General features: G+C 68.2%; 11 protein-coding genes. 8 read left to right on the top strand and 3 right to left on the bottom strand.

From position 1 onward, the window contains the following. The first annotated feature begins 23 nt into the window (after positions 1–23). Positions 24–1,124, top strand: a complete 1,101-nt coding sequence (ychF, locus tag L8F96_RS11620) for a redox-regulated ATPase YchF (protein ID WP_046406642.1) — start codon at positions 24–26, stop codon at positions 1,122–1,124. A 90-nt stretch (positions 1,125–1,214) separates the two neighbouring features. Here the strand turns inward: ychF and dnaA are convergent, their stop codons facing one another. Both dnaA and L8F96_RS11610 read right to left on the bottom strand, forming a co-directional pair. Continuing rightward, a complete protein-coding gene (gene dnaA, locus L8F96_RS11615) occupies positions 1,215–2,609 on the bottom strand; it encodes a chromosomal replication initiator protein DnaA (RefSeq protein ID WP_417158974.1) in 1,395 nt (464 codons plus the stop codon). Between the two features lie 440 nt (positions 2,610–3,049). Next, positions 3,050–4,006 carry an MDR/zinc-dependent alcohol dehydrogenase-like family protein gene (locus L8F96_RS11610; protein WP_197075265.1) on the bottom strand — a complete coding sequence of 319 codons (957 nt, stop codon included), beginning with the start codon at positions 4,004–4,006 and terminating at the stop codon, positions 3,050–3,052. Positions 4,007–4,093: 87 nt separating this feature from the next. On the opposite strand from L8F96_RS11610, the gene L8F96_RS11605 reads away from it, so the two are divergent. Next, positions 4,094–4,621 carry a DUF1003 domain-containing protein gene (locus tag L8F96_RS11605; protein ID WP_334656059.1) on the top strand — a complete coding sequence of 176 codons (528 nt, stop codon included), beginning with the start codon at positions 4,094–4,096 and terminating at the stop codon, positions 4,619–4,621. Positions 4,622–4,627: 6 nt separating this feature from the next. Here L8F96_RS11605 and L8F96_RS11600 read toward each other — a convergent pair whose 3' ends face one another. Continuing rightward, positions 4,628–5,221, bottom strand: coding sequence for a histidine phosphatase family protein (locus L8F96_RS11600; protein ID WP_334656058.1), 594 nt, complete (start codon positions 5,219–5,221; stop codon positions 4,628–4,630). 202 nt (positions 5,222–5,423) lie between these two features. Here L8F96_RS11600 and L8F96_RS11595 point away from each other — a divergent pair, with 202 nt between their 5' ends. The 6 genes from L8F96_RS11595 to L8F96_RS11570 are packed head-to-tail and all read left to right on the top strand — an operon-like array spanning position 5,424 to position 13,029. Then, a complete protein-coding gene (locus L8F96_RS11595) occupies positions 5,424–6,539 on the top strand; it encodes an NAD-dependent epimerase/dehydratase family protein (RefSeq protein ID WP_334656057.1) in 1,116 nt (371 codons plus the stop codon). Further along, complete coding sequence (locus L8F96_RS11590) at positions 6,536–7,621, top strand: SDR family NAD(P)-dependent oxidoreductase (RefSeq protein ID WP_334656056.1); 1,086 nt, start codon at positions 6,536–6,538, stop codon at positions 7,619–7,621. The genes L8F96_RS11595 and L8F96_RS11590 overlap by 4 nt, the downstream gene beginning before the upstream one ends. After that, positions 7,618–8,754 carry a glycosyltransferase family 4 protein gene (locus tag L8F96_RS11585; protein ID WP_334656055.1) on the top strand — a complete coding sequence of 379 codons (1,137 nt, stop codon included), beginning with the start codon at positions 7,618–7,620 and terminating at the stop codon, positions 8,752–8,754. The genes L8F96_RS11590 and L8F96_RS11585 overlap by 4 nt, the downstream gene beginning before the upstream one ends. Beyond that, the gene (locus tag L8F96_RS11580; protein WP_334656054.1) at positions 8,751–9,863 is read left to right on the top strand and encodes a CgeB family protein; all 1,113 of its coding nucleotides are present in this window, start codon (positions 8,751–8,753) and stop codon (positions 9,861–9,863) included. The genes L8F96_RS11585 and L8F96_RS11580 overlap by 4 nt, the downstream gene beginning before the upstream one ends. Continuing rightward, the gene (locus tag L8F96_RS11575) at positions 9,860–10,948 is read left to right on the top strand and encodes a CgeB family protein (protein ID WP_334656053.1); all 1,089 of its coding nucleotides are present in this window, start codon (positions 9,860–9,862) and stop codon (positions 10,946–10,948) included. Before L8F96_RS11580 ends, L8F96_RS11575 begins: the two co-directional genes overlap by 4 nt. Next, the gene (locus L8F96_RS11570) at positions 10,945–13,029 is read left to right on the top strand and encodes a bifunctional glycosyltransferase/UDP-glucuronate decarboxylase (RefSeq protein ID WP_334656052.1); all 2,085 of its coding nucleotides are present in this window, start codon (positions 10,945–10,947) and stop codon (positions 13,027–13,029) included. Before L8F96_RS11575 ends, L8F96_RS11570 begins: the two co-directional genes overlap by 4 nt. The last annotated feature ends 10 nt before the right edge of the window (positions 13,030–13,039 follow it).

Raw genomic sequence — 13,039 nt, 5'->3', positions numbered from 1 at the left:
ACACCTAATCTCAAGGATCTATCATGGGTTTCCGCTGCGGCATCGTGGGCCTGCCCAACGTGGGCAAGTCCACCCTCTTCAACGCGCTGACCGAGACGGCCGCGGCGCAGGCGGCCAATTACCCGTTCTGCACGATCGAGCCGAACGTCGGCAATGTCGGCGTTCCCGACCCGCGCCTCCAGAAGCTGGCCGAGATCGCCAAGTCCGCCAAGGTGATCGAGACTCAGCTCGCGTTCGTCGACATCGCCGGCCTGGTGCGTGGCGCGTCCAAGGGTGAGGGGCTGGGCAACCAGTTCCTCGGCAACATCCGCGAGGTCGACGCGATCGTCCATGTCCTGCGCTGCTTCGAGGATGGCGACGTCACCCACGTCGAGGGGAAGGTCGATCCGATCGCCGACGCCGAGACGGTCGAGACCGAGCTGATGCTGTCGGACCTCGAAAGTCTCGAAAAACGCGTGCCCAACCTTATCAAGAAGGGCCAGCAGGGCGACAAGGAGGCCAAGATCGGCGCCAGCGTGCTGGGCCAGGCGCTCGAGCTGCTGCGCGACGGCAAGCCTGCCCGCCTCACCCAGCCCAAGGATGCGGAAGAAGAGCGAGTCTTCTCGCAGGCGCAGCTGATCACCGCCAAGCCGGTGCTCTACGTCTGCAACGTCGATGAGGCGCATGCCGCCGACGGCAACGAGCTGTCCGCGCGCGTCTTTGCCAAGGCCGCGGCCGAGGGCGCCGAGGCTGTCGTCGTGTCCGCCGCGATCGAGGCAGAGATCGCCACCATGCCGGTCGAGGACCGCGGGGAGTTCCTGTCCGAGCTGGGGCTGGAGGAAACCGGCCTCGCCCGCGTGATCCGCGCCGGGTACAAGCTGCTCCACCTCCTCACCTTCTTCACCGTCGGCCCGAAGGAAGCGCGCGCCTGGACGATCCCGGCGGGATCAAAGGCGCCGCAGGCCGCCGGCGCGATCCACAGCGATTTCGAACGCGGTTTCATCCGCGCCGAAACGATCGCCTTTGACGATTATGTCGCCTGTGGCGGCGAGGCCGGCGCGCGCGAGGCGGGCAAGCTGCGACAAGAGGGCAAGGAATATGTCGTCCAGGACGGCGACGTGATGCTCTTCCGCTTCAACGTCTGACGCCCACCCGAACAAGAAACCGCCGGCAGCCCTGAGGCTCCCGGCGGTTTTTTCATGCCTGCTGGTGCGCCGCTGCGCCGGGTGGAAGGCTCAGGCCTCCAGATCGCGCATCAGCGCGCGCACTGCGCCGTCGACGTCGGCATCGGTGTCGCGCAGTTCCTCGATCCGCCGCACCGCGTGGATCACGGTGGAATGGTCGCGGCCACCGAACTTGCGGCCGATCTCGGGCAGCGAGCGCGTGGTGAGCCGCTTGGCGAGGTACATGGCGATCTGTCGCGGCCGCGCCACGGCACGCGCGCGGCGGGCCGAGATGAGGTCCAGCGGCTTCAGGTCGAAATGCTGCGACACGCGCTTCTGGATTTCGTCGATCGTCACGCGCCGCATGCTGCCGCGCAGCACGTCGCCCAGCGTCGCGATCGCAAAGTCGAGGTCCAGCGTCTCGCCGGTCAGCTGCGCATAAGCGATGACCCGGTTCAGCGCGCCTTCCAGCTCGCGGATGTTGTTGGTGATGCGACCCGCCAGCATGTCGAGCACGTCGGCGGGCACGCGCACATCGGCCATGTCGGCGACCTTGCGGTCGAGCAGGGTGCGGCGCAGTTCCAGCGACGGCGGCTTGATGTCGGCGACCAGGCCCATCGCCATGCGGCCGATGATCCGCTGCTCGATCCCTTCCAGCGCCTGCGGCGAGCGATCCGCCGAGATGACGAGCCGCTTGCCCGCGCCCATGATCTCGTTGACGGTGTGGAAGAATTCCTCCTGCGTCGCGTCCTTGCCAGCGATGAACTGCAGGTCGTCGATCAGCAGCAGGTCGGCCGAGCGCAGCCGCATCTTGAACGCAAAGGTGTCGCGGGCGCGAAGGGCGGCGACGAAGTCGAACATGAAGCGTTCGGCCGACATCGCGATCACCCGCGCGCCGGGGACCGCCGCCATGAAGGCGTGGCCGATGGCATGCATCAGGTGGGTCTTGCCCTGCCCCGTGCCGGCATGAAGGAACAACGGGCTGAAGCGGACCGCGCCGGGCTTTGCCAGCTGCTTGGCGGCGTTGAACGCCACCTTGTTCGACGCGTCCACGACGAAGCGGTCAAAGGTGTAGCGCGGCTCCAGCGCGGGGCGCTCGACATCGCTGGCCGGCGCGGCGGGCGCAGCCACGACGACGGGCGCTGCGACGGGCACCGCGGTCAGCGACACCACGGCGGCGCCGGCGCGCGCAGGCGCCATCTCGATCTCGACCGAGCGGATGTCGGGCAGGATTGCGCGAAACTCGCGGAACAGCCGCTCCGCATAATGGCTACGCACCCAGTTGGTGGCAAAGGCCGACGGCAGGGTCAGGCGAACGCGATCGGGATCGCCCGCCTCGTCGAGCTGCATCGGCTTCAGCCACTGGTCGAACAGGCGGACGCCGGCGGACTCGCGCAGGTTGGCGCGCACCCGCGCCCATGCCCTTGCCAGGTCACTGCCTTCGTCAGTTGTTCGATGTTGTGACAACGGCACGCGCACCCTTCCTCGGGCCGCGACACGGGTCGCAGCCACAGATCGACAAAGCAAAAATGTCCCCCGATGTGGCCCCCGCCACGGTCGGCTACGACGATGGTCAAATGAGCGCCGCAGGCAGACAGCCGCGGCGACTGACTATGGTTTAGGAACAGCCGCGTGAGTCGATCAAGTCCGGCTCGTGCCGCATTTTTGAAATATACCTCCTTGACTCGATCCGGCCCGCGCAAATCCGTCGAAAAACGCACAAGTTGCTGTTTTTGCTAGGAGAAACTGAAACGGCGCAAAATCCGCGACGCGCGAATCGCGAGATTTCCTAGCCTTTCGAAACGGACCCGTTTCGTTCCAGCCGCGGGGTTGCCGCGTACAAAATGGGTCCGCCGACGAAGGCCCGATCCTTGCTTGTGGCCGGGCGGTCATCCAGGCCTACGTAGTCACCCCAAGGTCACCAGCGCCTTCACGAATCCGCCCGGCTTGTCGCGAGTCGCGGCCAGCGCCTCATCGAGCTGATCGAGCGTGTACCGCCCGGTGTAGAGCGGCGTCGGATCAAGGCGCCCGCTTGCCACCAGATCAATCGCCTCGCGCAATCCGCGCAGCTGGACCGCCGGGTCACGCTCATGCGCGTTGACGACGTCGATCCCCTTCCAGTTCCAGTTCTGGACGTTCACTTGCCGCGGTCCGTCCTGGTGATAGCCGGCGATCACCAGCCGCCCGCCGAATCCGACGAGCTCGCCCGCCAGGTCGAGCGGCCATTGCTTGCCCACCGCCTCGATGACGCGCGGGCAGAAGGTGCCGCCGGTCAGTTGCCCGATCTGGCCGATGATCTTGTAGTGATCGATCATCGGCACGGTCACCTCGGCGCCGAAGCGGCGCGCAAGCTCCAGCGATTCGTCGCGGCGCGAGATCGCGATCACCCGCGCCCCTGCTTCGCTCGCCAGCCGGGTCAGGACCGCACCAAGGAACCCGATGCCGATGATCGCCACCCACTGCCCGGCCTCGATCTGCGACCGGCGGAAGATGTTAACCGCGCAGGCGATCGGCTCGCCGGGGAAAGGCTGCCCGTCGAGCGCCGACGGCAGTGGCACCACCTTCTCGACCGGCGCCACGTCATAAGCGGCAAAGGCGCGTTCGGAGAGCATCGCGACCCGCGTGCCGATCGCGATGTCGGCGCCGCTGCCCACCGCATCGACGACGCCCCACGCCTCATGGCCAAGGCCACCCGGCGCGCCCGGCCAGCTCGACCATTCCTGCCCCTCCCACGGCTCGACATTGGACGCGCACACGCCGCACCCCTCGATCCGCACGCGTACCTCGCCGGCGCCCGGCTGCGGCACCGGCACCTGCTCGACGCTGATCTTGCCGGGCGCCTGAAGCACCGCTGCCTGCATCATTTCCGTCACGATCCATTCCGCCTTTCGTTCGACCCTACGTGATCGATGTTGGTGTTCTTCGCCCGCCGACACGCCATGATCCGCGCCATGACCACACCCCCCGCGAACACGCCAGCCGACGCGCACATGACCCGCACGCTGCGCGAGAATATCGAGCGGCTGAACGCGCGGGCCGAGCAACAGGCGAGGAACGCGCCGCTGGGCGACCGGCTGGCCGACGCGATCACGCGCTTTGCCGGGTCGATGCGCTTTGTCGTGCTCCACGCCATCTTCTTTGGCAGCTGGATCGTCTGGAACCTCGGCTGGATCCCTGGCCTCGCGCCGTTCGACCCGACCTTTGTCGTGCTGGCGATGGAGGCATCGGTTGAAGCGATCTTCCTGTCCACCTTCGTCCTCATCTCGCAGAACCGGATGGCGGCGGTGGCCGATCGGCGCCGTGACCTCGACCTCCACGTCTCCCTGCTCGCGGAACATGAACTGACCCGGCTGGCCGGCATGGTGGAGCGGATCGCGGTCAAGGTGGGCGCGGAAAGCGATCCCGAGATCGAGGAGATCAAGCGCGACATCTCGCCCGAGCAGGTGCTCGACTTCCTCGACAAGAAGGACAGCGACTAACGCCCGTCATCCGGCGTGGACGTTCAGCGCAAGCAGATGCCCGCCCCAGTCGCCCACCACCAGGCTGGTGATCGACCCCGGATCGACATCGAACGCCAGCATCCGGTCGAGCGATAGTCCCAGATAATGCGCGACGACGCCGCGGATGATGTCGGCATGCGAGACGCAGACGATCGCCCCCAGCCAGTCGGCCTGCGCCAATCCTGCGAGGTGCGTCACCGCGCGCGCCACGGCATCGGCCATCCGCTCGCCGCCCGGTGTCTGCCCCACGGCGCGCTGTTCATTCCAGCGCGCCCACTGCGGATCATCGGCCAGATCGGCAATCGCCTGCCCTGTCCAATCGCCGAAATCGAGCTCGTCCAGGGCATCCGCGACGAACGGCTGTCCCAGGCCGAAATGGTCCGCGATGACCGCCGCCGTCTCCATCGTGCGCCGCTGGGGGCTGGTCTCCACCCGCACCACGTCGGTCAGCCGCCGCGCCGCCCAGGCGGCCTGCTCGCGTCCGACCGGCGCAAGGCCGACCGGACTGCCACGCCCGGTGAGCACGCGCCCTGCTTCGACATGGGCGCCGTGCCGCACCAGATGGATCGTCGCTGCCACCGCCCCCGTTTCAACCTTTGTTGAAGATGCGACCTGAACGGGCCGCGCCGGCCCCTGTTCCGCGCAAATCGATTAACCTGCGTCAACAAGTAGTTGAGGAAGCGAAATTAACGGGAACCAAGGGTAGATGAAGATGTTCAAGCTCCGGTGGGACCGCTCCTAAGCGGGCGAAAACTCAAAACAAAATACAAAGCGGGGACCAATGAGCGAACATGTTCTCATCACGGGCGGCGCCGGTTTCATCGGCCGCTTTGTCACCGAAGAATTGCTTCGCCGCGGTCACCGTGTTCGTATCCTCGACAATCTGCTGCCGCAAGTCCACGGCGATGGCGGCCGCCCCGCAAACCTGTCGCCCGAAGCGGAACTGATCGTCGCGGATGTGCGCGATGGCGATGCGGTGGCGAAGGCGCTCGACGGGATCAACAGTGTCGTCCACCTCGCGGCCGAAGTCGGCGTTGGCCAGTCGATGTACGAGGTGGAACGCTACACCTCGGTCAATGACGTCGGCACGGCTGTGCTCTTCGAGCGGCTGATCGACAATCCCGTCCGCCGCGTCGTCACCGCCTCCTCGATGAGCATCTATGGCGAGGGGCTGTATCGCGACGCGGACGGCCATCTGGTGGAGGATGCCGCGCGCGGCATGATCCGCGATGGCCAGCGGCAATGGGATCCGACCGACGCGCAAGGCCGCCCGCTCACCCCCGTCGCGACACCCGAGACGAAGCGCCCCGCGCTCTCCTCGATCTACGCGCTCAACAAATATGTGCAGGAGCGCACGACGCACATCATGGGCGCGCCCTACGGCATCGAAAGCGTCTGCCTGCGGCTGTTCAACGTCTATGGCCCCGGCCAGGCGCTCTCCAACCCCTATACCGGCGTCCTCGCGATCTTCGCCTCGCGCCTGCTCAACAAGCAGCGCCCGATGGTGTTCGAGGATGGCGAGCAGCGCCGCGACTTCGTCCATGTCGGCGATGTGGCGCGCGCCTTTGCCGAGGCGCTGTTCCTGCCAGAGGCGGTAGGCGGCACGTTCAACGTCGGGTCAGGCAAGGACCGCTCGGTCACCGAAGTAGCCGAGGCGCTGGGCCGCGCCATGGGCCAGAATGACGCATCGCCGGAAATCGTCGGCAAGGCACGCGTCGGCGACATCCGCCACTGTTTCTGCGACACGTCGCTGGCGGAGCAGCAGCTCGGCTTCCGCGCCACCGCCGATTTCGAGACTGAGCTGGCCGTGCTGGCCGACTGGGTGGCGCAGCAGACCGCCGAGGACCGCGTCAGCCATGCGCGCGCCGAGCTCGAGAAGCGCGGGCTGGTCGCATGACCGCGACTTCCCAGGGAGCGGACGGGCGCGCGATCCTGGTGACCGGCGGCGCGGGCTTCATCGGCAGCAATATCGCGCACCGGTTGGCCGGCGAAGGCCACCGCGTCATCGTCTATGACGCGCTCGTGCGCGAGGGCGTGAAACGCAACCTCGAATGGCTGACGGCAAATCACGGCGAGCGGATCGACGTGCGGATCGCCGACATTCGCGACGAGGCGGCGATGACCGAGGCGGTGCAGGCGTCGCAGGCGGTGTTCCACATGGCGGCGCAGGTCGCGGTGACCACCAGCCTCACCGACCCGCGCGCCGATTTCGCGATCAACATCGCGGGCACGTTGAACGTGCTGGAGGCCGCGCGCCTCGCGCCGCAGCCGCCGGCGGTGATCTTCGCCTCGACCAACAAGGTCTATGGCGATCTTGCGGACCTTGCCTTTGACGAAACCGCCAACGGCTACCAGCCGGTCGATCCGCTGGTGAACGCTTACGGCATTGGCGAGACGCGCCCGCTCGACTTCCACACGCCCTATGGCTGCTCCAAGGGCGCAGCGGACCAATATGTCCTCGATTACGCGCGCAGCTACGGCATCCCGGCCGCCGTCCTGCGGATGAGCTGCATCTACGGCGAACGCCAGATGGGCACCGAGGATCAGGGATGGGTCGCGCACTTCCTGATCCGCGCGCTGGAGGGGCGCACGATCGACATCTATGGCGACGGCCATCAGGTCCGCGACATCCTTGAGGTGGGCGACGCAGTCGACGCCTATGTCGCGCTCTGGCAGCAGATCGATCGCCACGCCGGCGAGGTCTTCAACCTGGGCGGCGGGCCCGACAATGCCGTCAGCCTGCGCAACGTGCTGGCGGAGATCGAGGCGGTTGTCGGCTACCCGGTCGACCTGCGCTTTGGTGATTGGCGCGCAGGCGACCAGCGCTATTTCGTCGCCGATCGCCGCGCGGTCGATGCCGCACTCGGCCTCGCGCGGCCCGCCGACTGGCGCACCGGCCTGCGCCGCCTTGCCAGCTGGCTCTCGGCCGAGCGCGGTCTTGCGCTGGGAAGCTCCCCTTCGCTCAAGGTGGCGGTGTGACTCACCGTCCGCGCCGTATCCTGATGACGGTCGATGCGGTGGGCGGCGTCTGGCGCTATGCCGTCGATCTCGCCGGCGCACTGGGCGACGCTGGCATTGAGACGGTGCTTGCCGTGCTTGGCCCCGCGCCCTCGGAAACGCAGCGGGCGGAGGTCGCGGCGCTCCGCCGGGTGACCCTGGTGGAAACGGGCGAACCACTCGACTGGCTGACCGATGATGCCGTTGCCGTCCGCCACGCCGCGGCGACGATCGCGGCGCTGGCGATCCGCCACCGCGTCGATCTGCTCCATGTGAACCAGCCGGCCCTGATCCCGGGCCTCACCGGTGACCTTCCGGTCGTGGCGGTGGCGCATGGCTGCGTCTCGACCTGGTGGGAAGCCGCCCGCCCCGGCACGCCGCTCGACCCCGCCTTCGCCTGGCATCGCGCGCTCGTTGCCGACGGGCTGCGCCGCGCCGATTGCGTGGTCGCGCCGAGCGAGAGCTACGCCCACACGATCGCGCGCCATTACGGCCTCACCGCCGCGCCGATCGCCGTCCACAACGGCCGCACGCCGCCGTTGGTCGCGCCGGTCGCCACGCGGCATATCGCCTTCACCGCCGGCCGCCTGTGGGACGAGGTGAAGCGCACGCCGCTGCTTGATGCCGCCGCCGGCCGGCTCGCTGTCCCACTCTATGCCGCCGGTCCCACCCGCGCGCCGCATGGTGCCTCGGTCCCGGTCGAACATCTCCACCTGCTCGGCGAACTGACGCCGGACGGCATCGGCGCAATGCTGGCGGCACAGCCCGTCTTCGTCTCTGCCGCTTCGTTCGAACCGTTCGGGCTGGCGGTGCTGGAGGCGGCGCAGGCCGGCTGCCCGCTGATCCTGTCGGACATCGACACCTTCCGCGAGCTGTGGGACGGCGCGGCGCACTTCGTCGCCGGCGATGATCCCGCCGCCTGGGCCGATGCCATTGCCGAGGTAATGGGCGACGATGCCGAGCGCGCCCGCCTCGCCGATGCCGCGCTCGCCCGCGGCGCGCATTTCACCGTCGGCGCGACCGCAAAGGCGATGCGCGCCCTCTACACTGACGCACGAAGAGCCGCGGCCACCGGCGAGAACCCGGCCGGCACCAGCGAAAGGGTCGCCGCATGAAGATCATCTATTTCACCCACAGCTTGGCGTCCTGCTGGAACCACGGCAACGCCCATTTCCTGCGCGGGGTGCTGAGCGAGCTGGTCGCGCGCGGGCATGACGTGGTCGCCTATGAGCCAGAGGGCGCGTGGAGCCTCGCCAACCTCCTGGCCGACCATGGCGAGGCGGGGCTTGCGGCGTGGCGCGAACGCTATCCCGAGCTGAGCACGACCACCTACGATCCCGCGACCCCGGCCGACCAGCTTACCGACGGCGCCGATCTCGTCATCGTGCATGAGTGGAACGACCATGGCCTCGTCGCCGCGCTGGGCGATCAGCGCAAGCGCGGCGCGCACCACACCCTGCTGTTCCACGACACGCACCACCGCGCGGTGAGCGAGCCCGAGGCGATGCGCGCCTATGACCTCAGCGGCTATGACGGCGTCCTCGCGTTCGGCGAGACGCTGAGCGAGATCTACCGCGACTGGGGCTGGGGCAAGCGCGTCTGGACCTGGCATGAGGCGGCCGACCTGCGCCGCTTCCACCCGCCCGAGGTGGAGGGCGAGCGTTCCGGCCTCGTCTGGATCGGCAATTGGGGCGATGGCGAGCGTACCGAGGAACTGGAACGCTTCCTGTTCGCCCCGGCGCAGGGCGCGAAGCTGCCGCTCGACATCTATGGCGTGCGCTACCCGGCGGAGGCGCTGACCACGCTGGACCGCTACGGCGTGCGCTATCACGGCTGGGCGCCCAATGCGGCCGCGCCCGATATCTTCGCCCGGCATCTCGCCACCGTGCACGTGCCGCGGCGCTATTATGCCACCATCCTGCCCGGCATCCCCACGATCCGCGTGTTCGAAGCGCTGGCCTGCGGCATCCCGCTGGTGTCGGCACCGTGGGACGATGCGGAGGGGCTGTTCACCCCGTGGCGCGACTATCTCGTCGCCCGCGACGGCGCGGAAATGACTCGGCACCTCACCGCGCTGCGCGACGATGCTGGCCTGCGCCGCTCACTCGCCAGGCACGGCCTCGCCACGATCAAGGCACGCCACACCTGCGCGCATCGCGTCGACCAGCTGCTCGCCATCGTCGCCAGCCTGCGCTCGCTCGAACAGACGAAGGACGCCGCATGAAGATCGCCTTTTACGGCTCAAGCCTCCTGTCCTCCTATTGGAACGGCGCCGCGACCTATTATCGCGGCATCCTGAAGGCACTGGCGGCGCACGGTCACCAGATCACCTTCTATGAACCCGACGCCTTCGACCGGCAGTCGAACCGCGATATCGAACCGCCCGAATATGCGACCTCGATCGTCTATCCCGCGACGCAGGAGGGCCTGCGATCGGTCCTGGCCGAAGCGCGCAAGGCCGATGTGGTGGTGAAGGCCAGCGGCGTCGGCGTATTCGACGCGGAGCTGATCGCCGGCATCATCGACCATGCGCGCGCCGATGCGCTCAAGATCTTCTGGGATGTCGACGCCGCCGCAACGCTGGACGAGATCCGCGCCGATCCCGCGCACCCCGTCCGCGCCGCGCTGCCGCAGCTCGACATGGTGCTGACCTACGGCGGCGGCCCGCCGGTGGTCGAGGCGTATGAGGCGCTGGGCGCGGCGCGCTGCATCCCCGTCTACAACGCCGTCGATCCCGACACGCACCACCCGGTCGCGCCCGATGATCGCTTCGCCTGCGACCTCGCCTTCCTCGGCAACCGCCTGCCCGATCGCGAGGCGCGAGTGGAGCAATTCTTCCTCGCCGCCGCCGCTGCGCTGCCCGAACAGAGCTTCCTGATCGGCGGCAGCGGCTGGCACGACAAGCACATGCCGGCGAACGTCCGCCACCTCGGCCATGTCGGCACGGCGGACCACAATGCGTTCAACTGCACGCCCCGCGCGGTGCTCAACATCGCGCGCGATTCGATGGCCGCGGTCGGCTTCTCCCCCGCCACCCGCGTGTTCGAGGCGGCCGGTGCCGGCGCCTGCCTCATCACCGACTATTGGGAGGGGATCGAACAGTTCCTGATCCCGGGCGAGGAAGTGCTGGTCGCCCGCACCGGACAGGACGTCGCCGATCTGCTGGCGGACCTCACCACCGAACGCGCCCGCGCGATCGGTGAGGCGGCGCGCCGCCGCGTCCTGGCCGAGCACACCTATGAGCTGCGCGCGCGGCAGGTCGACGACCTGCTGCGCGCCCATGCCGCCGCGGCGAGGGTGGCGGCATGAAGCTCGTCGTCCTTGGCCTCAGCCTCGGCTCCTCCTGGGGCAATGGCCACGCCACCACCTGGCGTGCGTTGCTGTCGGGGTTCGCCGAACGCGGCCACGACATCCAGTTCCTCGAGCGCACCGTGCCCTGGTATTCCGGCGACCGCCGCGACCTGACCGATCCCGATTTCTGCCGGCTCGATTATTATGCCGACCTCGCCGACCTCGCGACGTGGCGCGACGCGATTGCCGGGGCGGACGCGGTCATTGTCGGTTCCTACGTGCCGGAGGGCGTTTCGATCGCCCGCTACGTGCAGGCGACGGCCCGGGGCGTCACCGCCTTCTACGACATCGACACCCCCGTCACGCTGGCGAAGCTCGACCGCGGCGACCATGAATATCTCTCGCCCGAGGTGATCCCCGGCTTCGACCTGTACCTGTCCTTCACCGGGGGCCCGACGCTGGAGCGGATCGAGCGCCAATATGGCGCCAGGGCCGCCCGCGCGCTCTATTGCACCGTCGACGCGACCCGTTACCAGCCGCAGGACACGCCCAAGCGCTGGGCGCTCTCCTACCTCGGCACCTATAGTGACGATCGCCAGCCGACGCTGGAACGGCTGCTGATCGAACCGGCGCGCCGCCGCCCCGACCTTCAGTTCGCCGTCGCCGGGCCGCAATATCCCGACACGATCGACTGGCCGGCCAACGTCACCCGCATCGATCACCTGCCGCCGGCCGATCACCCGGCCTTCTACAGCCAGTCGCGCATGACGCTGAACGTCACGCGCGCGGACATGATCGCCGCCGGCTGGTCGCCCTCGGTCCGGCTGTTCGAGGCAGGCGCCTGTGGCACGCCGATCCTGTCCGATCGGTGGGAGGGCATCGACGATCTCTTCGTGCCCGGGCGTGAGATCATGCTCGCCGACACCACCGAACAGGCGCTCGCCGCGCTGGAACAGGATGCCGCCGCGCTCGGCCATGCTGCGCGTGATCGCGTGCTCGCCGCGCACACCGCGTCGCACCGCGCCGCCCAGCTCGAAGCTCACATCAACGACGCCACCCGCCCCCAACCCAGCCGGAGCAAGCCCCGCATGGACACCAACGACGCGCCCGTCACTCTGGTCGCCGGCGGTGCCGGCTTCATCGGCTCGCACCTGTGCCAGGCGCTGCTCGCGCGCGGCGAGCATGTCGTCTGCCTCGACAACCTTCAGACGTCGCGCGCGACCAACGTCGATGATCTGATCGGCCACCCGCGCTTCACCTTCGTCAAGGCGGACGTGATCGAGAAGCTGCCCGCGACGGTCACCGCGCTGACCCGGCGGATCACGCGCGTCTACAATCTCGCCTGCGCCGCCTCGCCGCCGCATTACCAAGCCGATCCCGAGCATACGATGCTGACCTGCGTCGTCGGCACCGATCACTTGCTTCGGCTGGCCGAGCAATCGGGCGCCCGCTTCCTCCTCACCTCCACCAGCGAGGTCTATGGCGATCCGGAGGTTCACCCCCAGCGCGAGGATTATCGCGGCGCGGTCAGCTGCACCGGCCCGCGCGCCTGCTATGACGAGGGCAAACGCGCTGCCGAAGCGATGGCGCTCGATTTCGCGCGGCTCGGCCGGGCGGACGTTCGCGTCGCGCGCATCTTCAACACCTATGGCCCGCGGATGCACCCCGACGATGGCCGCGTCGTCTCCAATTTCATCTGCCAGGCGCTCACCGGCGATACGATCACGGTATATGGCGACGGCAGCCAGACGCGCAGCTTCTGCTACGTCAGCGATCTGGTCGACGGGCTGATCCGCCTGATGGACAGCGAGACGGTCGGGTCGGAGCCGGTCAACCTGGGCAATCCGAATGAGATGACCGTATCCGACCTCGTGACGCGGATCGTGGCGCTGACTGGCACCACCGCGCAGGTCGACTATCATCCGCTGCCCGTCGACGATCCCCGCCGGCGCAAGCCGGACATCACCCGCGCCCAGACGATGCTGGGCTGGGCGCCGCTCGTCCCGCTGGAGGAAGGGCTGTCGCGCACCTGCACCTGGTTTGCCCAGGAGCTGCGCCAGGCGGATCGAATGCCGCTGCTGTCGGTTGCCGCCGAATAAGGAGAACAGC

Origin of the sequence: Sphingomonas panaciterrae, from assembly GCF_036890205.1 — a bacterium.
Taxonomy (GTDB): domain Bacteria; phylum Pseudomonadota; class Alphaproteobacteria; order Sphingomonadales; family Sphingomonadaceae; genus Sphingomonas; species Sphingomonas panaciterrae.
This window is presented reverse-complemented; position numbering and strand designations above follow the sequence as displayed.